The organism is Halohasta litchfieldiae, assembly GCF_002788215.1.
Taxonomy (GTDB): Archaea; Halobacteriota; Halobacteria; order Halobacteriales; family Haloferacaceae; genus Halohasta; species Halohasta litchfieldiae.
Window position 1 is genome coordinate 3,199,324 of the sequence record NZ_CP024845.1, and the last position, 21,378, is coordinate 3,220,701.

25 protein-coding genes are annotated in these 21,378 nt (G+C 61.4%); 12 read left to right on the forward strand and 13 right to left on the reverse strand.

Annotated features, from left to right (window positions below):
- Positions 1 to 23 precede the first annotated feature (23 nt).
- The 3 genes from HALTADL_RS16280 to HALTADL_RS16290 all read left to right on the forward strand — a co-directional run bounded on the left by HALTADL_RS16280 (position 24) and on the right by HALTADL_RS16290 (position 1,414).
- A complete protein-coding gene (locus HALTADL_RS16280; RefSeq protein ID WP_089673300.1) occupies positions 24 to 293 on the forward strand; it encodes a 4a-hydroxytetrahydrobiopterin dehydratase in 270 nt (89 codons plus the stop codon).
- Between the two features lie 5 nt (positions 294 to 298).
- Positions 299 to 661, forward strand: a complete 363-nt coding sequence (gene lwrS, locus HALTADL_RS16285; protein ID WP_089673301.1) for an LWR-salt protein — start codon at positions 299 to 301, stop codon at positions 659 to 661.
- 75 nt (positions 662 to 736) lie between these two features.
- Positions 737 to 1,414, forward strand: a complete 678-nt coding sequence (locus tag HALTADL_RS16290; protein WP_089673302.1) for an HAD family hydrolase — start codon at positions 737 to 739, stop codon at positions 1,412 to 1,414.
- 14 nt (positions 1,415 to 1,428) lie between these two features.
- Here HALTADL_RS16290 and HALTADL_RS16295 read toward each other — a convergent pair whose 3' ends face one another.
- The 4 genes from HALTADL_RS16295 to HALTADL_RS16310 form a co-directional block, all read right to left on the reverse strand.
- Positions 1,429 to 2,169, reverse strand: a complete 741-nt coding sequence (locus tag HALTADL_RS16295; protein ID WP_089673303.1) for a bacteriorhodopsin — start codon at positions 2,167 to 2,169, stop codon at positions 1,429 to 1,431.
- The gene (locus HALTADL_RS16300) at positions 2,166 to 3,848 is read right to left on the reverse strand and encodes a methyl-accepting chemotaxis protein (protein WP_089673304.1); all 1,683 of its coding nucleotides are present in this window, start codon (positions 3,846 to 3,848) and stop codon (positions 2,166 to 2,168) included. The genes HALTADL_RS16295 and HALTADL_RS16300 overlap by 4 nt, the downstream gene beginning before the upstream one ends.
- An 81-nt stretch (positions 3,849 to 3,929) precedes the next feature.
- Positions 3,930 to 4,694 carry a Nif3-like dinuclear metal center hexameric protein gene (locus HALTADL_RS16305; RefSeq protein WP_089673305.1) on the reverse strand — a complete coding sequence of 255 codons (765 nt, stop codon included), beginning with the start codon at positions 4,692 to 4,694 and terminating at the stop codon, positions 3,930 to 3,932.
- Between the two features lie 70 nt (positions 4,695 to 4,764).
- Positions 4,765 to 5,136, reverse strand: a complete 372-nt coding sequence (locus HALTADL_RS16310; RefSeq protein WP_089673306.1) for a 30S ribosomal protein S8e — start codon at positions 5,134 to 5,136, stop codon at positions 4,765 to 4,767.
- A gap of 376 nt (positions 5,137 to 5,512) precedes the next feature.
- Here HALTADL_RS16310 and HALTADL_RS16315 point away from each other — a divergent pair, with 376 nt between their 5' ends.
- From HALTADL_RS16315 to HALTADL_RS16320, 3 genes are all read left to right on the forward strand, one after another.
- Positions 5,513 to 7,276, forward strand: coding sequence for a nitrite/sulfite reductase (locus HALTADL_RS16315; protein WP_089673307.1), 1,764 nt, complete (start codon positions 5,513 to 5,515; stop codon positions 7,274 to 7,276).
- A gap of 366 nt (positions 7,277 to 7,642) precedes the next feature.
- The gene (locus HALTADL_RS17495) at positions 7,643 to 7,864 is read left to right on the forward strand and encodes a hypothetical protein (protein ID WP_162551745.1); all 222 of its coding nucleotides are present in this window, start codon (positions 7,643 to 7,645) and stop codon (positions 7,862 to 7,864) included.
- A gap of 88 nt (positions 7,865 to 7,952) precedes the next feature.
- Positions 7,953 to 9,086 (forward strand): thiolase family protein, encoded by a 1,134-nt coding sequence (locus HALTADL_RS16320; protein WP_089673626.1) that lies wholly within the window; start codon positions 7,953 to 7,955, stop codon positions 9,084 to 9,086.
- A 248-nt stretch (positions 9,087 to 9,334) separates the two neighbouring features.
- On the opposite strand, the gene HALTADL_RS16325 is transcribed toward HALTADL_RS16320, so the two are convergent.
- The 4 genes from HALTADL_RS16325 to HALTADL_RS16340 are packed head-to-tail and all read right to left on the reverse strand — an operon-like array spanning position 9,335 to position 13,650.
- On the reverse strand, positions 9,335 to 10,009 hold the full coding sequence (locus tag HALTADL_RS16325; protein ID WP_089673625.1) for a cyclase family protein: 675 nt from the start codon (positions 10,007 to 10,009) through the stop codon (positions 9,335 to 9,337).
- Positions 10,010 to 10,045: 36 nt separating this feature from the next.
- Positions 10,046 to 12,100, reverse strand: a complete 2,055-nt coding sequence (locus HALTADL_RS16330; RefSeq protein WP_089673624.1) for an AMP-dependent synthetase/ligase — start codon at positions 12,098 to 12,100, stop codon at positions 10,046 to 10,048.
- A 38-nt stretch (positions 12,101 to 12,138) separates the two neighbouring features.
- Positions 12,139 to 13,035 (reverse strand): MBL fold metallo-hydrolase, encoded by an 897-nt coding sequence (locus tag HALTADL_RS16335; protein WP_089673623.1) that lies wholly within the window; start codon positions 13,033 to 13,035, stop codon positions 12,139 to 12,141.
- Positions 13,036 to 13,077: 42 nt separating this feature from the next.
- Positions 13,078 to 13,650 (reverse strand): cysteine hydrolase family protein, encoded by a 573-nt coding sequence (locus tag HALTADL_RS16340; RefSeq protein ID WP_089673622.1) that lies wholly within the window; start codon positions 13,648 to 13,650, stop codon positions 13,078 to 13,080.
- 113 nt (positions 13,651 to 13,763) lie between these two features.
- Here HALTADL_RS16340 and HALTADL_RS16345 point away from each other — a divergent pair, with 113 nt between their 5' ends.
- From HALTADL_RS16345 to HALTADL_RS16355, 3 genes are read left to right on the forward strand one after another with little or no spacing between them, the layout of a single operon-like run.
- Positions 13,764 to 14,243, forward strand: a complete 480-nt coding sequence (locus tag HALTADL_RS16345; protein WP_089673621.1) for a hypothetical protein — start codon at positions 13,764 to 13,766, stop codon at positions 14,241 to 14,243.
- A 48-nt stretch (positions 14,244 to 14,291) separates the two neighbouring features.
- Positions 14,292 to 15,206, forward strand: coding sequence for an alpha/beta fold hydrolase (locus tag HALTADL_RS16350; RefSeq protein ID WP_089673620.1), 915 nt, complete (start codon positions 14,292 to 14,294; stop codon positions 15,204 to 15,206).
- Positions 15,207 to 15,245: 39 nt separating this feature from the next.
- Entirely contained in the window at positions 15,246 to 15,581 is a 336-nt protein-coding gene (locus HALTADL_RS16355; protein WP_089673619.1) for a DUF7113 family protein, read from the forward strand.
- Positions 15,582 to 15,589: 8 nt separating this feature from the next.
- Here the strand turns inward: HALTADL_RS16355 and HALTADL_RS16360 are convergent, their stop codons facing one another.
- Positions 15,590 to 16,150 carry a PAS domain-containing protein gene (locus HALTADL_RS16360; protein ID WP_089673618.1) on the reverse strand — a complete coding sequence of 187 codons (561 nt, stop codon included), beginning with the start codon at positions 16,148 to 16,150 and terminating at the stop codon, positions 15,590 to 15,592.
- A gap of 129 nt (positions 16,151 to 16,279) precedes the next feature.
- On the opposite strand from HALTADL_RS16360, the gene HALTADL_RS16365 reads away from it, so the two are divergent.
- A complete protein-coding gene (locus HALTADL_RS16365) occupies positions 16,280 to 17,014 on the forward strand; it encodes a DICT sensory domain-containing protein (RefSeq protein ID WP_089673617.1) in 735 nt (244 codons plus the stop codon).
- Positions 17,015 to 17,022: 8 nt separating this feature from the next.
- On the opposite strand, the gene HALTADL_RS16370 is transcribed toward HALTADL_RS16365, so the two are convergent.
- The gene (locus HALTADL_RS16370) at positions 17,023 to 18,297 is read right to left on the reverse strand and encodes a DNA double-strand break repair nuclease NurA (RefSeq protein ID WP_089673616.1); all 1,275 of its coding nucleotides are present in this window, start codon (positions 18,295 to 18,297) and stop codon (positions 17,023 to 17,025) included.
- Between the two features lie 117 nt (positions 18,298 to 18,414).
- Between HALTADL_RS16370 and HALTADL_RS16375 the strand changes: the two genes are divergently transcribed.
- On the forward strand, positions 18,415 to 18,885 hold the full coding sequence (locus tag HALTADL_RS16375; protein WP_089673615.1) for a hypothetical protein: 471 nt from the start codon (positions 18,415 to 18,417) through the stop codon (positions 18,883 to 18,885).
- 107 nt (positions 18,886 to 18,992) lie between these two features.
- The gene (locus tag HALTADL_RS16380; protein WP_089673614.1) at positions 18,993 to 19,655 is read left to right on the forward strand and encodes an HAD family hydrolase; all 663 of its coding nucleotides are present in this window, start codon (positions 18,993 to 18,995) and stop codon (positions 19,653 to 19,655) included.
- Here HALTADL_RS16380 and HALTADL_RS16385 read toward each other — a convergent pair.
- From HALTADL_RS16385 to mobA, 3 genes are all read right to left on the reverse strand, one after another.
- A complete protein-coding gene (locus tag HALTADL_RS16385; RefSeq protein WP_089673613.1) occupies positions 19,652 to 20,116 on the reverse strand; it encodes a hypothetical protein in 465 nt (154 codons plus the stop codon). The two genes, HALTADL_RS16380 and HALTADL_RS16385, sit on opposite strands and share 4 nt — an antisense overlap.
- A gap of 24 nt (positions 20,117 to 20,140) precedes the next feature.
- Positions 20,141 to 20,590: a DUF2240 family protein gene (locus HALTADL_RS16390; RefSeq protein WP_089673612.1), complete on the reverse strand. Its 450-nt coding sequence runs from the start codon at positions 20,588 to 20,590 to the stop codon at positions 20,141 to 20,143.
- A gap of 73 nt (positions 20,591 to 20,663) precedes the next feature.
- The gene (mobA, locus tag HALTADL_RS16395; protein ID WP_089673611.1) at positions 20,664 to 21,302 is read right to left on the reverse strand and encodes a molybdenum cofactor guanylyltransferase; all 639 of its coding nucleotides are present in this window, start codon (positions 21,300 to 21,302) and stop codon (positions 20,664 to 20,666) included.
- Between the last annotated feature and the right edge of the window lie 76 nt (positions 21,303 to 21,378).

Sequence of the window (21,378 nt, forward strand, 5' to 3'; positions counted from 1 at the left end):
GAGCCGGACGTCGACTTCCAACCATGACACTCGATAACGACGAGATAGCCGACCGGCTGCCCGACGACTGGGGCCGCGAGGGCGACGAAATCGTCCGGACCTACGAGTTCGACGACTACCTCACTGGCGTCGACTTCGCAACCGAGTGCGCCGAAATAGCCAACGAGGAGTTCCATCACCCCGAACTGATCATCGGCTTCCGGACTGTGGAGGTGCGGCTGACGAGCCACGAGGCTGGTGGAATCACCGATGACGACATCCGGCTTGCAAAGCAGTTCGACGACGAGTACTGAGACCGATGGACGCCGCCTACGTGTTTCGCGTCCGCTTTCGCCTCGATCCCGACGACGTGCGAGTCGACCCCAACGAGTTCGAGACCGTCCTCCGGATTCCGGCCGCAGAGCCCGGAAAAGAGGGCTGGCTGTTCTTCCAGCAGCACCTCTGGCGGGGCAAGGTTGGCGACGAGAAACACCTCCGGGAGATTGCCGAAGATCATCTTGGCGTGTCGGTCAGTGCAGCGAGCTTCAGCGAACTCGAAACCGACGAGCCGTATCTCGACGCGCTGAAAGACGAGATTGCGGTTGGGGTGGCGAGATTCAACGCCGACTCGGTCGACGAAGTCCTCCACAAATATCTCGGCAGTTCGATCCACGTCCGATAACCAGACAGATCGATCTACCGGCCAGTTTGTTACACCGTAACACACATATACCATAGCCACGTAGATATTTGTCCAATGGTCACCGAGGAGTACGATTTCTGGCTGTTCGATCTCGACGGGACGCTGATCGACACCGAGTGGGGGTACACCCGCGAGGTGTTCGACCGCGTCGGTGATCGGTTAGGTCGACCGTTTAGCGACCGCGAGGCCGAAATCATCTGGCACGGGCTGGGTGGCGCACGCGACCCCATGCTCCGACAGTGGGGGATCGACCCCGCGGAGTTTTGGCCCGTGTTCCACGACGAAGAAGAGCCGCTGGTTCGGGCGGAATCAACGTATCTCCACCCCGACGCGGTCGACTTCATGGCTGAGATCGAACGCCAATCGGTGCCGGTCGGCCTCGTGACCCACTGCCAAGAGTTTTTGACCGAACCCGTGTTACAGCATCTCGATATCGGTGACTGGTTCGACACCGTCGTCTGTTGTACCGAGGAGTTGGGGTGGAAACCCGACCCTGCGCCGGTGAGCCATGCGATGAGCCAGTTGGGTGTCGACGCCAGCCAGCGCGGCGTGTTGGCGGGTGATGGCGAAAGCGACATCGGCGCGGCGTGGAACGCCGGACTCGATGGGATTCACGTCGAACGCCACGGCGTCGACCAGCGGGGACGCTGTGTGTTGGGCGATTATCGCGTCGACTCCTTCGAGCCGCTGTTGTCGGATGTGGCAACCGATGGCGGAACGAAACGGGTGTAAAAACGCTTCTGCAGTTAGTCGGCGAGATTCGGTGAGGCAGTCGACTCGCCGTCGTCACCGCCAGCGTCCATCGCCAGCGCGTCGTCGGCCAGTGGGTTGAGCGCATCCCGACCGAGCAGCGCGAAGACGGCGAAGCCGACCTTCGTGATGATGTCGAGATAGACGACCACCATCATCTCCGTGTTCGGCAGCAGGTAGCCGTATCCGACGGGTGCCAGCAGCCAGACGATGGGGTACATCGTCCAGAGAACGACCGTCACGTTGCGGAGTTTGGTGAACACCATCGCCACGCGGTCGGTTTCGAACGTTGCTCGTGCCGGAAGTTCGACCACAAGCAGGTAGGCAAGGGCGAGATAGGCAAGGGTGCCAGCCCCGAACAGCGCCAACGAGAGCGTCCCGGTGGTGAAGATCGCAGCGATCCCGAGGAGGATCAGCGCCACATCGAGGCCGATCAGGAGGCCGTAGATCTGCTTGCCCGGCTTACAGAGCAGCGTCATATAGAGAATCAAAAGCGGCGTCGTCAACAGCCAGTCGACGTACCGCGGGGTGTAGAAGCTCGCCCCATCGACCGAGAGCGTGCCGATTCCCTGTGAGGTCAGCGTATACGAGACGGCGGCAATAGCGGTAATCGCCGCGAGAATCGCATAGTAGCGTCGGTTCTCCGGCTCAGTAAGCGCGAAGTAGACCGAGGGGAGCGTGCCGGCCGCCAGCGCAATGGCACCGATAGCCGCCCAGAGTTCGACGGGCAGTATCATCGGTCATCACCGAACTGGAAGCCACCGTCGTCAGTGTGTTTGCCGCCGTCGGTGGCTGCTTTCGAGCTCCCCCCTGTCGGCGAGTTGTCGACTGTGATCTGGTTGGTCGACCCACCGGATCGCCCCGGCCCATCCGTCGAGATATCGAACTGATCGAGGACAGCCAACAGTTTCTCGGCTTGCGAACCGAGCTCGCCGGCCTCGTGTTCGACTGTTTCGAGGCTCTTGAGCTGCTGTTCGGTGGTATCGGTCACGTTGTCGGCCGCATTGGACGTCTGCTCGCTGATCGACGCGACTTCGTCGATCATGTCGACGACCGCGCCGGCGGCGCGGGCCTGGTCTTCGGTCGTCTTGTTGATCTCGCTCATACTGCTGTCGATCTCGTCGACGTACTCGATGACGTTGTTGAGTTGATCGATTGCACCCTCGACAGTTTCGACGCCTTGGCTGATTCGAATGGTGGTTTCGTCCATTCCGGCGACCGCATCGCCGGTTCGCTCTTGGACGCTCTGGATTTTGCCGTCGATCTCGCTGGCGGCCTCTTTGGTCTCCTCGGCAAGCGATTTGACCTCTTCGGCAACGACCGCGAACCCTGCGCCCTCTTCGCCCGCGCGGGCGGCCTCGATGGAGGCATTCAGGGCCAAGAGGTTCGTCTGCTCGGCGATCTCGCTGATCATATCCGCGATTTCGCCGATTTCGGTCATCTCCTCGTCGAGCGCCTCGATGTCCTCCATCGTTTCGTCGGTTGTTTCCTCGACGGCGGCCATCTGTTCGAGCGCGTCGGCGGCGGCGGACTCGCCTTCGGTTCCGGCCTCGGTCGCGTTCTCGGTGGTTTGGGCGACCGTTTCGACGGTTGCGGCGACCTCTTCGGCACCCGAGGAGAGCCCGTCCATCTCGTTGGCTACCTCTCGGAGGTTTTCGGTCTGTTTGTGGGCTCCTTCGGAGATGTCTTCGACAGCATCCGAGACGCCACCACTGGTTCGCTGGAGTTCTTCGGCACGAGTATCGACGCCACTTGCGGCGTCGCCCACGGTGTCGGCGAACGTTGTGACCTCGCCAATCGTCCCTTCCAGTTCGTCGAGCATCTCGTTGAACGCGAGACCGACCTGCTGCATGGCCTCACTTTCGCCGTTGGGGTCGACGCGCTGGGTCAGATCGCCGTTGGCGACCTGCCGCATCGTTCGCTCGTAGCTCTCGGCCTGCTGTTCGATTCTGGAGGCTCGGCGCTCCATTTCGTCGCGGGCCGCTTGGGCCTCTTGGGTGGCGTCTTCGGCCTCGTGGCGGGCCTCGTCGGCGGCCGAAATCTCCTGTCGCAGGGAGCGACGCATCGATTCGAACGAGCGGTAGAGCTGGCCGATTTCGTCGCTGCGCTCGGTTTCGAGTTCGACATCAAGATCACCGTCGGCCATCCGGTCGGCCTTGCCGGCCAGATGGCGCAACGAAATAATCGTCTGGCTACCGATGGTGACGCCGATCAGCGCGAGACTGATTACCGTCAGCAGGATGAGGCCGAGGATGCTCGACCCCAACTCCCCGCTGCCGGCTCCGAGCGCCTCGACTGCCTCGATATGCACGAACAGCCCGGCGCCGACGACGATTCCGACGACCCCGAGCAGCGACAACGTCAGCTTTGCCGCGTAGCTTCCGCGGATGAAGTTCAGTGACTGCTCCGTACTCATAGTGATACCAACTAGTAAGATATCGTGTATCATAAAACCACAACACGCAGTTATCAGTGCTGAGAGTCGTCTACAGGTAGTTCAGAGATCAGTCGGGTGAGCGTGGTAGCTCGTCGACAGTCCCCAGTCGTCGACCAGTGTCTGTAGGCTCCGAACGCCGAATGTTTCGGTCGCGTAGTGGCCTGCCAGAATGGCGTTGATATTGGCCTCGCGAGCCTGATGGTAGAGCTTCTGTTTGCCCTCGCCAGTTATCAGGAGGTCGACGTCCGCCGCGATGGCCTCGTCGAGCCAGTCGCTGCCGCTACCGGTGACGATGGCGACGGTCGCTACCTCGTCGGGGCCGAAGTCGAATGTCTGGACGCTGTCGGTGCCCTCCAGTTCGGTTTCGAGTTGGGTCGTGATCTCGTCGACCGAACGGGCCTCACCCAGTCGACCCTGCTGGCCAATCGTCACAGGACCCATCGATCCAAAAGGAGCGGTGTCGGCCAATCCCAGCAGATCTGCGATTCCCGCCGCGTTGCCGACCGACTGGTGGCCATCAAGCGGGAGATGCGAGACGTAGAGCGCGATGTCGTTTTTGATAAGCGGTGCAATCCGCCGGTACTGCCGGTCGGTGACGCGTTCGATCCCGCCCCACGAGAGTCCGTGGTGGGTCACGAGCACGTCAGCGTCTGCGTCGACCGCGGCCTCAATCGTTGCCTCGGCGGCGTCGACCGCGAACGCGGCGTGATCTACGTCTTGCTCGGGGGGGCCAATCTGCAGGCCATTGGCGCTGGCGTCGACATCCGCATACGCGTCGGTCTGCAGTTCCTCATCTAATCGCGCGGTAAACGTCGAGAGTTCCATACCGACCGCTACGCGGCGAGCGGCTTGTAAGCCACGGACTCGCTACCGCAGCGAGACCAAAAGAGAGCAGTTACTCGATGGAGACGGCGTTGACCTGCCCGTCCTGGCCGGGTCGGGAGGTGACGCGGGCCTTGCCCTCGCTGGTTTCGATGACTGCGCCCTTCGTGATGATGTTCCGTCGGACGTAGTTGACGTTCGAGGGGTTCTCGACGACGTCCTCGATTGTGACTTCGGTCGTCTCGCCGCCGTCCGACAGCTGTGCGACGTTCGTCGACAGCGCGCGGAGTTTGTCATCGTTGCCACGGGCGTCGATGATCTGGAGGCGTGGTTCGGCGACAGTGGTCTCGGCTGGCTCGCGGCCGAGCTGGTGCCGTTTCTTTTTGCTGAAATGTTTGAGCCGTCCGCCGGTCCGCTTCCGCGTAGAGTGTCCCTGATCTTTCATACTCCGAACTGAACACCAGCAGCTACTTGAATCGCTCGAAACGACGCGGCTCGACCACCGCCGCCAGAGGGGCGAGAAGGCCAGTGGGCTCGCCGTTCTTCACAAAGTGTTGTCACTATTTGAGTACGCGATTCTGAAATTTGTACTTTCGCTGGATATTCGTTGGTTTGAGTAGGGTAAAAACACAGATCTAATCACCTTATACACATATTATTAGCTATTAAACTGTCCAGCTGTCGACTTAGGCAGGTATATTTCTGACAATGTAAACGATTAGGGTTATATGTGTCCGGACAAGACCGTTTTACCGTGACTACACGGATGGATGTGCCACATACCGAACTAAAATCGCACGTCTGTCCACACTGACCAAACCATGAGCCAGAAAAAGAAAGAGGAGTACAAAGACGGGCTGTACGGAGACGAGGTACGCGAAAAACTGATAGAGTTCGCCGAGAAGGGGTACGATTCAATCCCCGAAGACGAAAAGGACGCGTGGCTCTCGCGGTTCAAGTTCTGGGGCGTCTTCGCCCACCGGTCTGGCCAGGAGGGCTACTTCATGATGCGGCTGACCAACTGTAATGGCATCTTGGAGCCGGGGCAACTCCGGGCCATCGGTGAGGTCGCCCGCGACTACGCCCAGGGACCGATTGGCAACCCCGAGTACGGCAACGGGTGGATCGACTTCACCACGCGACAGTCGGTCCAACTCCACTGGATCAAACTCGAAGACGTCCCGAAAATCTGGGAGAAACTCGAAGGCACGGGCGTCACCACCCGATCTGCGGGCGGCGACACGATGCGAAACATCTCGGGGTGTGCGGTCGCCGGCAAGGCCAAAGACGAAATCGTCGACACGCTGCCGATCCTCGAACGGTTCCAAGATCAAATCCGCGGCGACAACGCGCTGTGCAACATGCCCCGGAAGTTCAACATCTCGATCACCGGAACGCCCGAGGGCGGCGCACAGGACTCGATCAACGACATCGGTCTCGAACCAGCGAAAAAGGAGATCGACGGCGAGGAGACGCTTGGTTTCAACGTTCGCGTCGGCGGCGGCCTCGGTGGTCACGAACCACGCGTCGCACGCTCGATCAACGTATTCGTCGAGCCGGACAACGCCGTCGACGTCGTCCGTGGCTTCGTCGAACTCTACCACGAACACGGCGACCGCGAAGTCAGATCGAAAAACCGCTCGCGCTTTTTCGTCGACGACAAAGGCACAGAGTGGATCCGAGAGACGCTTCAGGAGGACTTCGTCGACTTTGAACTGAAAACGGGCGGCAAAGACATGCGGGAAAACTACACGTTCAACGCCGGCCGCGACAGCGAGGACGGCAAGTTCGACTACCTCGGCGTCCATGAACAGAAAGATGGCAACTTCTATGTCGGCATCAACGTTGCCGTCGGGCGGATGGAAGCTGCGGAGGTAATACGGCTGGCCGATCTGGCCGACGAGTACGGCTCCGGCGAAATCCGGCTTAGTCGACGCCAGAACCCGATCATCGTGGATGTCGACGCCGACCGCGTCGACGAACTGCTCCGCAAACCGCTGCTCCACAAACACAAACCCGAACCCAACCCGTTCGTTCGTGGGGCAATGGCCTGTACCGGCACCGAGTTCTGTTCGCTCGCGCTCGCCGAGACCAAGACGCGGATGGCCGCGATGCTGCGCTGGCTGCGGGACAACGTCGACCTGCCGGACGATGTCGACCAACTCAAGATCCACTTCTCGGGCTGTACGGCCGACTGTGGACAGGCCAACACCGCCGATATCGGCCTGATCGGCATGCGTGGCCGCAAGGACGGCGAGATGGTCGAAGCCCTCGATCTCGGCGTCGGCGGCGGAATCGGTGAGGAACCCGCCTTCGTGGAATGGATTCGTCAGCGAATCCCTGCTGACGAGGTTCCCGGTGCGATCAAGAACCTCGTCGAGGCCTTTGCCGCCCACCGCTTCGAGGGCCAGACCTTCCGCGAGTGGGTCGACGCCACGGGTGACGAGCCGCTGATCGAACTCAGCGAACCGGAGGAAACGAGCTACGAAGATCCGGCACTCACCGACGCCAAACAGTCGTGGTACCCCTTCGCCGAGGAGGACACGGAGCTCACCCCCGATGGGATCGCCCACGCCGATGACTGAGACCGGCACCCAGCACACATCGGCTGACGTGGCTCCGGAGCTATCTTGATTCAAGGAGAGAATCCCGCCGTTCACGGCGGGCGTGAATCCGACACGGTGCTGAGCAACCGCCGACGATTGCTCACCGAAACCCAAATGCTTAGTACACGCCGTCTCGTACACGTTAGCAAGGGTTGCGTCGGCTCTCGGCACTTGCGCGGGAGTACGAGACGCGCTGAAACTAGCGTCCCGAGTATTTCCGGGCGTCGGTTCCCACGGGTCGGTTCTGCAACCGACTGCGGGGTTCGCGTCGTTCGTCAGCACGGGAACCCGGCCTACGGGTCGGGGAAGTGTGACCGAACCGACCGTGCCGTGAGGCATGACCGCTTGAGAGAGAGACGCCCCGAGAAACCGGGCGTCGATGACTCGCTCGCGGGTGGGAGCGCCCGTGACAGCGCCACAGGACGCTCCCGAGCGAGGGACGAAACCCGTCCCACCGACCTCGGGAGAGAAGGTCCTGAAACCTGCTCGGTAACGGGCCGGGTTTCCTCGTGCGGGGGAAGCCTCGCCGTTTACGGCGAGGAGGATGTCACTCGCCGAGCCCGTTGAGGCTGACTCCGAGACGGTCGAGGCCCGCTGCTGACTCGCTCACACTGGCTCGCGGTCTTTTATATGAATAGATACGCTCTGTGAGCGTATGCCAACGCCAGTCATCGCGGCGGCCTACCGAACCCCCCAAGGAACCGCCGACGGCGCGTTTGCCGACGTTCGGAGTGAGGATCTGTCGACAGCCGTCATTGATCACATTCTCGCCGAAACGGGGATAGACAGCGAATCGGTCGACGACCTGCTGTGGGGCTGTGCCCAGCAGCGAACCGAACAGGACAACAACATCGCCCGCGTGATTGCACTCCTCTCAGAACTCGGCGAGGGGGTTCCGGCAGCGACGATCAACCGCTGGTGTGCCTCCTCGATGCAGGCGATCATCTCTGCGGGCGACGCAATCGCCGCAGGCAACCGCGACTGCATTATCGCCGGCGGTGTCGAAAACATGTCGCGGGTGCCGATGGACACCGAAGCCTACCAGCATCTCCACCCAGATCTCGCTGAGCAGTACAACGTTTTTCAGCTTCAGATGGGGATGACAGCCGAAACCGTCGCCAGTGAGTACGACATCTCCCGCGAAACACAGGACAAGTACGCACTCCGTAGCCAACGGCGGGCCGCCGAGGCGACCGATTCGGGGCGGTTCGACGACGAGATTGTGCCGGTCGACACGGGAGCCGAAACCGTCACCGAAGACGAGGGGATTCGCCGCGATACCAGCCGTGAGGCACTGTCCGACCTCGATCCGGCGTTCACCGGCGAGGGCTCAGTCACGGCTGGTAACGCCTCCCAGATCGCCGACGGCGCAGCCGGAGTGCTCGTGACGAGCCAGGCGTTCGCCGAGAACCATGGGCTCGATATTCTTGCGAAAATCGGGACCAACAGCGTCGCGGGTGTCGACCCCACAGTCATGGGTATCGGCCCGGTTCCGGCCACCCGACAGTTGCTGGAGCGGGCCGGGCGCTCAATAGACGACTACGACCTCGTGGAACTCAACGAGGCGTTTGCGAGCCAAACCTGCTACTGCCAGCGCGAACTCGGCATTCCAGACGACCGGTTCAACGTCAACGGCGGCGCAATTGCGTTGGGCCACCCACTGGGGGCCTCCGGCGCACGGCTCCCAGTGACACTCATACACGAGATGAACAGACGGGATGTCGACCGCGGACTGGCGACACTCTGTGTCGGCTTCGGCCAAGGTGCGGCAATCGAGTTCTCTCGGTAGTCGACGGCTAACAGATCACGGTCTGCGTTACTCTTCGTTTCGAGCCGCCAGCCGACAAACGGTGTCTCGGTGTCGACATCGAGTGCTGCAAGCAACCGCACAATCAAAAGATAGCCACTGGCGAGGGCAGTTATACCGACGACCGTCTCCGGGCCATACCGGGAAGCGAGGGCGGCGTGGCAATCGTCGTCGACCGCGGTGCGGACAACCGCTGAGAGCATATCTTGTGTGGTTACTGCCACCGTTGGTCAGTCCGTATCGGTCACCACCGCCACCGCCCGAACCGGTGCGGCATCACCGTCACGGATCGGCACCGGGTAGGCGTGGAGTTCGAACCGCGAGGGGAGTCGACCGAGTCCCCGGAGATTTTCGACCAGTAGCCGGTCACTACTGAAAAGAGCGTGGTGGACCGGATACCCCACCGGTTCGTCCGGCGTCGCGTTGTCGGTCGGTGTCGGGTCGACATTGAGGGCGTCGATCCCCAGATGGAGACCACGCTTTGCGAGCCATTCGGCGGCTTCGGCGGTGAGATACGGATGGTCGAAATACTGATCGGTTCCCCAGTGGTCGTCCCAGCCAGTCTGGATGACAAGCAGGTCGACTGCTTCCTCAATTCCTCCATCACCCAGTGCCGCTGTGATCGTCGCACCGTCGATTGCAGCCCGCGGATCGAGTGGTCGACAGTCAACCAGCCGAGTCTCAAATTGGAACGTTTCGACTGGAAGTTGGTCGATTGTCGTACCGTCTTCGAGCATGTGGGCCGGTGCGTCAACGTGTGTCCCAGCATGCGAATCCATTACAATCGACGTGGTTCGGTAGCCATCCGATTCGACGGTCGCGGTGGGTTCGACCCGAACCGGTGGGGTGTCCGGATACACGCACATATCGGACTCGATGGGATGAGACAGATCATAGCTGGGCATACGTCGACTCTGCGCGCCGCCCGGAAGTCGGTTCGGCTACTCCCGATCCAGATACAGTTGGTCGATCCGGTCGGCGTATCGGTCGGTGATCGTCCGGCGTTTCTTTTTAAGTGTCGGCGTGAGCAATCCGTTGTCGACGGTGAAGGGGTCGACAACGAGATCGAACGAGTCGACCCGTTCGTGCGGCTGAAACCCTCGTGTCGCCGCCTCGATTTCGGTCTCAATATGGGCGTGTACCGTCTTGTCCGCAACGAGTTGGGCTGATTCAGTCGGGAGATCGACACCCTCGCGGTTGGCCCACCAGCGGATGGCCTCGACGTTCGGAACGATGAGTGCGCCAACGACTGGTCGACCATCACCGATAAGTAGACACTGCTCGATCAGCGGACTTTCGGAGATCGTGTCCTCGATAGGCCCGGGGACGACGTTTTTGCCAGTCGACAGCACGAGTAGTTGTTTCCGTCGACCACGAAACACCAGATACTCGCTCGGCAGTTGCTCGACCAGATCGCCAGTGCGGAACCAACGGTCGGTGGCTGTCTCGGTCGACTCAACTGTCTCGTCGACCGACGCCGATTCGGAACTGTCCGGCGAGACGAACGCCTTGGCGGTCCCGTCGGGCCGGTTCCAGTAGCCATCGGTCACATTTGGACCCCGAACCAGCAGTTCACCGACTGTCGCCCCTTCGTCGACCGACCCTGAACGGGACCCACCGGCGGTTCCGTCGATGTCGACTGTCGTATCGATCCGTGTTTCGACATCCAATAGTGGCGGGCCAATGGTACCCACTTCCGGAGCCTCCGGTGGATTCACACTGACGACTGGGGCGGTTTCAGTCAGTCCGTACCCCTCGAAAATTGGGATCCCCATCCCGTGAAACGTTGCACAGAGATCCGCCGAGAGGCTGTCGCCGCCACTGATGAACAGCTCCAATTCGTCGCCAAGGGCCTCTCGAATCCCCGAATAGACGAGCCGATCCGCAACCGCGTGGGCCACGCGTAGGCGTCGACCCGGATCGTCGGCAAGATGGAATCGCTTCGCAACGTCGACGGCCCAGTTAAATAGTCGCTCGCTAACCACCGAACCGCTGGCCTCGGCTTCGAACTTCTCGAACAGTCGTTCGTAGAGTCGTGGGACGGCAGTACTACAGGTCGGCGCAACGGCTCGAAAATCGTCTCCGAGCGTCTCGGGGGACTCGGCGTAGGCAACTGTGGCTCCGGCGGCGATCATCAGATACCCCCCGACGAGTCGCTCGAAGACGTGGGCCAACGGCAGCACCGAGAGGTGTCGACTGGTGTGATCGAGATGAGGCACCGCGCCGGAGCGGTCCGAACGAGGGCCGAAGCGGCGGAAGACGCCGTCGACGTTGGCACAGAAGTTCCCATGAGTAAGCCGGACGCCCTTCGGCTGGCCGGTCGTCCCCGAGGTGTAGATGATGCTTGCCAGATTCGCTGATGTGCGAGCCGAAAGCCACGACTCCCACGAGTCGCTCTCGAAAACAGTCGCTCCGCGCTCGTAGACAGTACCTAACGTCAAAATATCGCCACGGTCCCGAACCGCCCCCGCCATCCCGCTACCGTCGGGTAGGGAGTCCATAACGACAATGAACTCGGCGTCGACCGCGGGTTCGAGTGCGAGCACCCGGCCCAGTAGCTCGCTGTTTTCGACGACGATTCCGGTCGGCTCCGGATCGGTGAGGAGATATTCGAGTCGGTCGTCGGTGGCCGAGGGGTAGGCGGTCGTGACGACGCCGCCTGCGGCCAGCGTGGCGAGGTCGACCTGCGTCCATTCCATGCGCGTGTGGGAGACAATCGACAGCCGGTCGTCTGGTTCGAGACCCAGATCGTGGAACCCGGCGGCGAGATGCTTGACGACCGTTTCGAGTTCACTGTAGGTGAGATCGGCGTAGGCGTCATTCGGTGCTTCAGGAATCGCACCGACGTCGACCAGCGACCGGTCGTAGACTCCGCCTTTATAAGCGTGGGCGGCTGCCGAGGGATGACGAGCTGCGGTCGAGACGAACAGCTCCGGGATCGTCGCAGATCCCAGCGACGGGTGGTCGAAGGCAGCTTCGGCCTGTCGACGGTTCATACGTGAAAAACTGCGGCGGGCTGTATAAGAACTCTCGATCAGTCCTGACGGTCGAGGAAGCTCAGCACGCCCCGAACGTTGAGTTTGGTCTCCTCACGACCCTTTTCAGTGCCCCAGATCTCGGTGAGTTCGGTGTGGTCGACGAAATGCCGGATGACGGCATCATCGTCGCTGAGGCTCTCTCGGCGCTGGCGAATCGCCTCGACCCACTCGACCAGTGACCGCTTGTAGCCGTCCAACAGTTGCTCATTATAGGCTCTGGGACCGAAGTGGCCGAAACACAGGAGTTCGGGATCGAGCGACTGAATCATCGACACGTCGTCGAGACACTGGTGGACGTCGAACTGTGACGGTGGTGAGGTGACGCGAATCTCGTCGTGGTCGGGGACGTACAGTCCAGCCGCATCTGCAGTAAAAACGACACCCGTGTCGGTCTCAAACACGTGCTGATGGGGGGCGTGGCCAGGGGCCTCGTGGGCCGTTAGGGTGAGGCTACCGAGGTCGACCGTCTCGCCGTCTGTTAAACCCCGAATCCGATCTTCGGGGACTGGCTTCGGTTCGGTGTAGTAGGTCCACATCTCGCCGACTGCTGATTTGGTTCCACTTATAAGTCGGTCGGGGTCGACGAGGTGTCGAACAGCTCGCTCGTGGATCAGCACCTCGGCTTCAGGGTATCGTTCAGCGAGAAAACCCGCGCCGCCAGCGTGGTCGAGGTGGGCGTGGGTCGGGAGGATGTATGCGAGGCTATCGATGTCGAGTTGGTCGAGCGCGGCGAAAATGTACTCTCGGTTGGTTCCGATACCGGTGTCGACGAGGGCGGGCTGGTCGGTGTCGAAAATGTAGACCGAGCCGTAGCCCTCGACGTCGTACATGCCGGTGTCGAGGTAGTAGAGATCGGGGTGGTCGTCGACTGGTTTGAGATCGCCGGGAGCCATACAGGGGAGACCGCACGGCAGGCGGTTAATCGTTCGGTCGAACTACGCGATACCGAGTTCCTCGCGCGTGGTCGCTTCGCCGTAGAGGAACTCCGAGTGGTCGACCGCGTACTCGCGATGGTCTTCCTCGATGAAGCCGAGCGCATCCTCGACGAGTACGGGTTTGAAGTCACGGAGTCCCGCACTCCCGGCGGTGTGGAACACACAGACGTTTGCGAGCGTCCCACACAGCAGGAGAGTGTCGATGTTGTGGGCGCGGAGCCAACCTTCGAGTTCGGTTTGATAAAAGGCGTCGTAGGTGTGTTTGACGACGATATGGTCGGCCTCGTCGGCCGGGAGTTCGTCGACGAGTTCGGCCTCCCAACTACCTTCGAGGACGTGTTCGCCCCAGCGGTCAAACTCGTCGTAGTAGTGAGCCCCGTCGAACTGGTCGGGCGGGTGGACGTCCCGCGTGTAGATCACGTCCATCTTAGCGTCGTGGGCCCAGTCGACCAGATCGACGACGGGCTCAATGGCCGCCTCGCTGCCGGGGGCGTACAGCGAGCCATCGGGGTGACAAAAACCCTTCTGCATGTCGACAACGACAACTGCGGTGGTAGCTGGATCGTGTTCCATGCCGGTTCTAAGGTCACCATGGAAAAATGTGCTTGGGATCGGAGGGTGTTGTGATACTGTGGCCACAGGATGAACACCGAATAACATATACAATATACGTCTGTGTTCGGTACATGGACGCTCAGACATACCGAAATCGCATTGAGACAGCGGTCCTCGATGCGGACTACGAGCCGATCAGCGACGAGTCGACCGGCGAGTTCGAACCAGTGTGGCACAAACAAACCGAAGATCCGACAATCGGCGTCACGGAGGTTTTCGTGACTGTCATCGATAGCGAGGGGACCGATGAGGAGATTCTCACGGAGACCTCAGAGGCGTTCCGGAGACAGTTGTCCGAGATGACGCCGTCGGAACCCAGCACGATGGAGAACCTCTTCGGCTATGTCGTCTTTGCCGTCTCGGAACCCAGCGAGGAGCTTATTCAGTTTGCGACAGAGGAGTATACCGTGGCCGACCGGCGGACGAGCGTCTTTCCGCTGCTCTACGATCTGGAGAACGAAACGCTCCACAGACATCCCGTCCCCCGGCTCAAAGGCCGCGGGTTCTACGAGAAGCAGAAACTCGACGCCGAATCGCTGTTTTCGCTCTGAGTTCTCCCTGCCACAGCTCTTAGGCTTTTGTCCCAATACGTGTCGACAATGACTACCTCGCTTAATGGGTCAGTGTGCTCGTCGGTCGACGCCGAGTCGGTTTGGCTCGAAACAAATGGAGTCCAGCTACATACAGTGCAGGCGGGTCCCGAAGACGGCCCGCTTGTCATCTTGCTGCACGGCTTTCCCGAGTGTTGGTACGGCTGGCACAGACAGCTCGGCCCGCTGGCGAACGCCGGCTACCGGGTGGTCGTCCCCGACCAGCGCGGCTACAATCTGAGCGACAAGCCCGCGGGCGTCGACAGCTACCATCTCGACGAACTGGCCGCCGACATCGTCGGTCTCATCGACGCCTGCGACCGTGAGACGGCCAGCGTCGCGGGCCACGACTGGGGAGCCGCGGTCGCCTGGTGGCTCGGCATGGCGTACCCCGACCGACTCGACCGCCTCTGTATAGTCAACGTTCCTCATCCGACCGTTTTCGAGCAGAAACTCCGTGAAAGCTGGTCGCAGCGACTGAAAAGCTGGTATATCCTCCTGTTTCAGCTTCCCCTTGTTCCGGAGGTGGTCTCGGAACTTGGTAATTGGTGGCTCCCGAGACGCTCGCTGGAGTCGACCAGCCGCGCCGGGACGTTCACGTCGACCGATCTGGATCGCTACCGAACGGCGTGGGCCGAACCGGGGGCATACACCGCAATGGTCAACTGGTATCGGGCGATTGCTCGCTACCGTCCCCAGCCCAGCAGCGAGGCGGTGTCGACGCCAACCCTGATTCTCTGGGGGACCGACGACGAGTTCTTGGAGACCTCGATGGCCCACGACAGCCTCGACTACTGCGAGGACGGCCAGCTGCAGTTGGTCGACGAGGCGACCCACTGGATTCTCCACGAGGAGCCAGCGCTGGTCGTCGAGGCGCTGCTCGACCACCTGCCGGATCCCGTTCGGCAGCCCGACCGTCCCTGACCGTACTACCTTTTGTGTCTCGGAACCCTACATCGACGTATGCTACTCGTCCGGGGCCACGGCGGCGGAACGGCGCTCACGGGGACTGTCTTCGAGCGTGGCGAACAGTCGCCATCTTATAAGGGTGCACCGGAGGAGGACGCCCCCTACGTCTGGGTCTGTGACTCGTTTTACGAGGTCGAAAGCGGCGGTTCTCCGTTGGAGATCGATGGCGAAGAGATCCGTGTCGCCTTCGAGTCACCGATGCCTCGCGGCTTCGAAACCAAACAGCAGGCACTGACGGCTGCCGAAGACCACGTCAAAACACAGTTCGCCCGGATCGGCGTCGACCGGTCGGCCGTCGAGATCGAAGTCGTCCCAACCGATCCGGCCTGAGCGGTCGACTACGAGACTGTCTGTTCGGTATCGGTAGCGGTTGGCCACGCTTGAATCGTCTCGACTGCCCCAACGATCTCGCCACGTTCATTTTTCAAGAGGTTGATCGTCCGGCGGATGGTCCGTCCGGTCCCGTCGACGATGACAGTGTCTCGGCGGTCGGTGATCTCCTCGCCCGTCAGAAGTACCTGCCCGAGCAGTCGCTGACCGCCGTGGACTGCCGCGGGTGTGGTCCCGATGGCGTCGGCTTCGGTCGTCCCGAAGCGCTCACAGGCAGCGCTGTTGATGGAGACGATCTCGCCCGAGCAGTCGACTACCAGCGTCGGCACCGCAACCCCGTCGAGAACGGTCTTCATCAGGTAGTCGACATCCAACGTCCCGAAGGGGGTCTCGGTTTGGGAGGGTTCTCGCTCCTCGGGATCGGGATCCGATGCCCAGCCAGTCGGCCCGTTGGTCTCGATGGATATGTCCCGCCACTCAACCGAATCGGAGACGCGTTCCTCGTCGATGCGTTCAGTCGTCTCCGGCTCGGGCTCTGTGACCAGCAGTCGGTTGAGAAAACGCTTCATACGTGCTAGATCCCGCTGAGAGGCAATAAATATTAGGTGTAAGAATTCATTAAGGTCCACCAAACTATTTAAGGATATTATGAGGTCCGAGAAATTTTTATTTAGCTGGGTGAAGTAGAGTTACCATACATGTCCCTGTCAGAGATTATCAAGTATGTCAAAGGAAACGAGAAGACGCTCGTCGTGTTCAATCCGCCAGCCACGAGCACGCTCGTTTCCGATCTCGGGGACTATTTTACCACACAGAACGTCAGGGTGACCAGCCAGCGAACCGATTCGGGCGAGCCGGAGGGTGTCGTCGTTCTCAAACTGGGCGAGGAGGTGTTGTCGGCGGTGCCGGTCGAACAGCTCCAAGAGCTACTGGCAGGGGGTGCGCTCCGCGAGACAGGAGTCGGCATCGACGACACCGACTACCACGAGATCCTTCAGCATCTCAAGGAGACGACATTTACCTCCTACGACAAATCCCGGATGATCGCGATCTCTCACGAGATCGAAGACCGAGCACTCCGAGTCGACGGCGGGCGACTGTATGCGGGCTTTCAACTGCCGACGAAGCTCAACAATCAGGGCAAGCGCTACGGTCGACTCGCCGAGCGGGCAATCGATATCCACACCTTTGCGGTGCCCGACGGGCCAGCAGTCGACATCGCTGGCCTGACGCATCATGCCATCGCTGCCGCCGAAATCGAACAGTCATGGTTCGTCATTTTCGACGGCAACGGCGATGATCGCTACAAAACAGCGCTACTGGCAACCGAACAGTCACCCAACCAGTTTTACGGCTTTTGGACGGATGATCCGGGCATCGTCGACCGAATCGGCGACTATCTCGATTCGACCTACGTCAAACTCTCGCCCTGATTGCGGGCTTACAGATCCTCACCGGCCCACCGAACCGAATCGTAGGTTCGCAGTGACTCGCTGTCGAACTGGGCCTCAAACTTCCGGCGGAGCGATGTCTTTTCGGCAGTACTGATCCGGGCGAGTTCGTCGGCCTTGGCGACCGCCCGCGGCGGCCCACGCTCAGCGGCTACTTCCGACAAAATTTGTGTGGTAAGCTGTCGACGCACCTCGTCATCTCGGGTCACCGCGTACGGCGCTTCGAGTTTGTAGCAGATGTCGTGCCGCGGGTCGTAGATGATACAGAAGGTGACTTCGTACAGTTCGGGATCGAGTCGACGGTCGACGCCCAGCGCGTCACCCGCGGCGGCCATCGTTCCGTCGGGACCGCCACGGGAGACGAACCACGAGGAGAAGGTGAGGTCGTCGGTCCGGCGGCTCTCGGTTGGCCCGGAGCCATCCGCGTCTCGGTGGTGGCGTTCGAGCAGCCGCGTAAAGAAGGCGGTGTCGTCCGGCCACGGGGCCTCAAACCCGGTCTGCTTGTTGGCAATCGTGCTTGTAATCACGCGGGCCGAGGGGTTTTTGACGAATCCCGCAATCGGCACACCACGGTCGACGAACGTCTCGACCAGTCGGATATAGTGCTCCAAGACACGTTTGGGCCGGGCTTCGTAGGTCAACTCTTCGAGTTCGGGGGTCCGATCACGCCACGTCAGGATTTCCTTGGGATACAGTGGCCCATCCAAAATCAGGAGGTCCTCTACTTTGTCGGCGTGTTCAAGCGCGTGGTGGCCCTCGGCGAAATACAGCGACAGCGCGTGGACGACCGCCTCGGCGTACTTGTTGACCTGTGGGGCCCTGATCAGTCGGTACTCGCTGTGGCCCTCGTCGTAGTCGACCCACTGGCCGTCGGTGACCTGCGTCGTGTCGTTGGTGTGGGCAGTCGCGACGATGGTCCGAGTGCGGTGGGCATCGACATCCGAAGGTTCGACACCCATCGCGGCGTGGGCGAGATCCAACACGAGCCCATTTTTAAATGCCGTCGGGTTGATCGTCCCCGAGTCGATGCCATGAACGGTTGGAAACGGGCGGTCAGAGAGCGCAACAGTGTCGATGTCGACGTGTTGGAGCCGTTGGTCGCCGATGGGTTCGATCACCTGCTGGCCACGACCGTCGGTGAGTGGATCGAGCCACTGCTCCCAGACCGTGGTGGCGAACGCTCCATGCTCGCTGTCGTCGGCCGTCTCGGCGACCGACCCCGCGAGTCGGGCGATGGCCTCGACGTGGATCGGATCGAGCGTCACACGTAGGGGCGCGTGGGCCACTGTCAAAAACTGATTGGTCGGACTGATAGAAATCAGCCAATAGTCGACTGTCGTCCCACACAACAGATATGAGTTGACAGTCAGCCATCAGATACTATGCGCTCTAGACGGCGGTTTCTCGGCGGACTCGCAGCTGGTTCGGTGGGCCTTGCGGGCTGTCTCGGGAGCGACGATCTCATCGCCCGCTGTTCGAGTCGGGGGAGAGGAAGCGGTTCCCAACACCTCAGACAGCTGGTTCCGATACGAGGTGACACGCAGGTCGCCCTCGGGATCGCCGTCTCACCGGAGGCAACCGAGAGCGACAACTACCGATTCGTCGAGATTCGGGACCGCGACGACCGGTTGGTCGGCTCGATCCCGCTCGACGACAACCGGGAGATGAGTAGCCTCAATACCGACCAGTTCTCGATCTACGGGGCGGACGACGGCGAGGTCTACGCGCTTCCGCTCGGTCGACCGCCGGTTCACGGCGCGTACACGGCCTCACTTATCAATGAGTCCGGGGAGTCGGTGGCGACTGCGACGATGCGATTCAATTGCTACGCCGAAGACGGCTCGCTTCCGTAGCTGTAAGCACTGACCGAGAGGGAGGATGTCGCTACTCTTGGGTTTGTTGTCGGACGGTACCGTCTCCAACAGACAGTCTCAAACCATTGGACTCCAAACGGTCGTCCATGTCGATACGGGGGGTCGCATTCGACCTCGATTACACCCTTGCGGTGACGACGAAAGACCGGGCAACGATCCTCGCAGAGGCGATTGCGGCGGTCGACGGCCCACAGATCAGCCGTGAGGAGTATCTCACGGCCCACCGTAACCATCTGACCACCGAGAGCCGCGCACCGATCTTCGCTGAACTACTCGTCGAACGTGGGAGCACGGTCGAGCCCGAGGCGATGGCAGCCGCCTACCGTGAGGCGATCAGCGACGCCATCGAACCGATCCCGGAGATCGAACCGTTCATCGCCAACCTCCGGTCGAGCTACCGCGTCGGCCTGCTCACGAACGGGCCAGTACTCGCCCAGCGGTCGAAGATCGAACAGCTCGGCTGGGAGGAGCTATTCGATACGACGCTTGTCACCGGCGAACTCACGGCTGGCAAACCCGACGCCGTGGCCTTCGACGCACTGCTTGAGGGCCTCGGCACGACCCCCGGCGAAACCGTCTACATCGGCGACACACCCCTCGATGATATCGAGGGCGCAACGGATTCCGGACTCTACGCGATTCAGGTGTTGTTCGACGGCGGGCCGGACCGTGATCCACGGGCCGATGCCCACATCGAACGGGACCGACTCACGACCGACCTGCCGGAACTGCTGACCACTCTTTGCTAACTTTCGGTCGACTTCTCGACTGCGTCGCCAACAACTGATTCAAAAACCGAGATCACACGTTTGGCCTCCGCACCATCTTCGACGAAGACGAGCGTTCGCGGCGGGTCGACGGCCTTCGGTCGAACCGCGAGCCCGGCATCGCTGGCCGCCTCGGCGGCAGTCTCGGGCGCAGCGGAGAACTCGATACGGGCACGCTCGGGGTGGACGAACACGGTCGCCAGCATCGTTCGGTCGGCGTCGACGCTCTCGTCGACGGTCGTCTGCCCCTGTTCGCCGATCTCAACGGCCTCGGAGTTCGAGACACGGGCGACTCGATAGGCAACAGCACCGTCTTCAGTTGGTTCGACATCCGGATTGGCGTCGACGACCACGACCTGTGCGAGTCGCCCGTGGTCGCCCGTGAGTTCGGAGGCGATCAGTTGGGCGATGCGCGTTCCATCTCGGAGTCGGTCCTCAACCATGCCGAAACTGACACTGCCGCCAACTTAAGTCCCTTCGAGTTCCGCCCGCACCGTCTCGGCGACGCCCGAGCAGTCGACCCCATTTCGCCGCGCCACCACGACCGCCGCCGACTCTAGGGTAATCCCGAGGCGTCGCTGGGTTTCGTTCGTTTCGGCCACCGCCGCCTGTTTGCTGAGTCCGTTAGTGACCATCAGATCCAGCAGTTGCTCGAACGTCGACTGTTCCCGCAAAATATCCGTATCCGGCGTAAATCCCTCCGGAATTTCGACGGCGTCGACGTCGAACGCCGGTGTGAGGTCGCCGTCCTCGTTCGAAAGGAGTCCGCGACCGACAGCGACGTCGACCAACCGTTTGGCCTGATCCGGCGAGAACCACTCCCGATCTAAGGAGAGCGCGACGACGAACTCGCCTTCCCCCAGCGACCGGGCTCCCTGCTGGCGGAACGGAACGGCGACCGCAATCTGGAGGCTCATACTGAGTTGGGGTGTTACCAGCGAACTAAAGCTTCCGACGTGTGGTCGGCCACCGCCTCACGCCGCGGGCGAATTACGCGTCCCGAACGGCGGCGAGGTCGTCGTGAGTGTTGATGTTGCGGAACGCCTCGGGGTCGACGTGGGCGCGGACGACTCGTTCGGGGACGGTGTGGGGATCGAGTACCGAGACGAACTCCTCGATTCGGTCGGAGCCGGCGGCTTCGGCCTCTCGACAGGCCGCGGCCGCAGCCCGAACGTGGACCACCGCCGGAAACGGCTGGATGCGGCCCTCGAAACGGGCGACTGCGCCGGTTCGGTTTCGGGCCCGCGCAAAGAGGAAATCGAGGAACGCCGCGGGAACCGACGGCATATCACAGGGGAGTACCGCCGCGTAGGTCGACGAGGTTTCGGCGAGGGCGGTTCGCAGGCCGACAAGCGGCCCCCGGTCGGGGATCTGGTCAACCACAAACCGGACCCTGAACGCCGACAACTCCTCGGCGAACACCTCGCGTTGATCCCGCCGACAGTTGACGATCAGTTCGTCGACCGCGGGGTCGACAGCGCCAACCACATGATGAAGCAGCGATTGTCCGTTCAGCGGGGCCAACGCCTTATCGACGGTCGGAAATCGGGTCGACCGACCGCCTGCGAGGATGATTCCCGCACGACCGGTGTCGGCGGCTGGTTGTTGTGTGGGTGAGTCTTCACTCATTTGTAGGCCACGGCGGAGCCATCTTGCTTGGTCGGTCCCGTATAGCGGTATCCGGCACCCCCAGTCGTTCAAGTAA

What these genes read in the sequence shown, in the direction of transcription:
- HALTADL_RS16325 (WP_089673625.1), bottom strand. Translation starts at nt 10,009, where the DNA reads ATGCCCAGCTATGATCTGTCTCATCCCATCGAGTCCGATATGTGCGTG.
- HALTADL_RS16355 (WP_089673619.1), top strand. Translation starts at nt 15,246, where the DNA reads ATGCTACTCGTCCGGGGCCACGGCGGCGGAACGGCGCTCACGGGGACT.
- HALTADL_RS16320 (WP_089673626.1), top strand. Translation starts at nt 7,953, where the DNA reads ATGCCAACGCCAGTCATCGCGGCGGCCTACCGAACCCCCCAAGGAACC.
- mobA (WP_089673611.1), bottom strand. Translation starts at nt 21,302, where the DNA reads ATGAGTGAAGACTCACCCACACAACAACCAGCCGCCGACACCGGTCGT.
- HALTADL_RS16385 (WP_089673613.1), bottom strand. Translation starts at nt 20,116, where the DNA reads ATGGTTGAGGACCGACTCCGAGATGGAACGCGCATCGCCCAACTGATC.
- HALTADL_RS16295 (WP_089673303.1), bottom strand. Translation starts at nt 2,169, where the DNA reads ATGATACTGCCCGTCGAACTCTGGGCGGCTATCGGTGCCATTGCGCTG.
- HALTADL_RS16305 (WP_089673305.1), bottom strand. Translation starts at nt 4,694, where the DNA reads ATGGAACTCTCGACGTTTACCGCGCGATTAGATGAGGAACTGCAGACC.
- HALTADL_RS16310 (WP_089673306.1), bottom strand. Translation starts at nt 5,136, where the DNA reads ATGAAAGATCAGGGACACTCTACGCGGAAGCGGACCGGCGGACGGCTC.
- HALTADL_RS16345 (WP_089673621.1), top strand. Translation starts at nt 13,764, where the DNA reads ATGGACGCTCAGACATACCGAAATCGCATTGAGACAGCGGTCCTCGAT.
- HALTADL_RS16380 (WP_089673614.1), top strand. Translation starts at nt 18,993, where the DNA reads ATGTCGATACGGGGGGTCGCATTCGACCTCGATTACACCCTTGCGGTG.
- HALTADL_RS16300 (WP_089673304.1), bottom strand. Translation starts at nt 3,848, where the DNA reads ATGAGTACGGAGCAGTCACTGAACTTCATCCGCGGAAGCTACGCGGCA.
- HALTADL_RS16350 (WP_089673620.1), top strand. Translation starts at nt 14,292, where the DNA reads ATGACTACCTCGCTTAATGGGTCAGTGTGCTCGTCGGTCGACGCCGAG.
- HALTADL_RS16340 (WP_089673622.1), bottom strand. Translation starts at nt 13,650, where the DNA reads ATGGAACACGATCCAGCTACCACCGCAGTTGTCGTTGTCGACATGCAG.
- HALTADL_RS16280 (WP_089673300.1), top strand. Translation starts at nt 24, where the DNA reads ATGACACTCGATAACGACGAGATAGCCGACCGGCTGCCCGACGACTGG.
- HALTADL_RS16290 (WP_089673302.1), top strand. Translation starts at nt 737, where the DNA reads ATGGTCACCGAGGAGTACGATTTCTGGCTGTTCGATCTCGACGGGACG.
- HALTADL_RS16335 (WP_089673623.1), bottom strand. Translation starts at nt 13,035, where the DNA reads ATGGCTCCCGGCGATCTCAAACCAGTCGACGACCACCCCGATCTCTAC.
- HALTADL_RS16365 (WP_089673617.1), top strand. Translation starts at nt 16,280, where the DNA reads ATGTCCCTGTCAGAGATTATCAAGTATGTCAAAGGAAACGAGAAGACG.
- HALTADL_RS16315 (WP_089673307.1), top strand. Translation starts at nt 5,513, where the DNA reads ATGAGCCAGAAAAAGAAAGAGGAGTACAAAGACGGGCTGTACGGAGAC.
- HALTADL_RS16330 (WP_089673624.1), bottom strand. Translation starts at nt 12,100, where the DNA reads ATGAACCGTCGACAGGCCGAAGCTGCCTTCGACCACCCGTCGCTGGGA.
- HALTADL_RS16390 (WP_089673612.1), bottom strand. Translation starts at nt 20,590, where the DNA reads ATGAGCCTCCAGATTGCGGTCGCCGTTCCGTTCCGCCAGCAGGGAGCC.
- lwrS (WP_089673301.1), top strand. Translation starts at nt 299, where the DNA reads ATGGACGCCGCCTACGTGTTTCGCGTCCGCTTTCGCCTCGATCCCGAC.
- HALTADL_RS16360 (WP_089673618.1), bottom strand. Translation starts at nt 16,150, where the DNA reads ATGAAGCGTTTTCTCAACCGACTGCTGGTCACAGAGCCCGAGCCGGAG.
- HALTADL_RS16375 (WP_089673615.1), top strand. Translation starts at nt 18,415, where the DNA reads ATGCGCTCTAGACGGCGGTTTCTCGGCGGACTCGCAGCTGGTTCGGTG.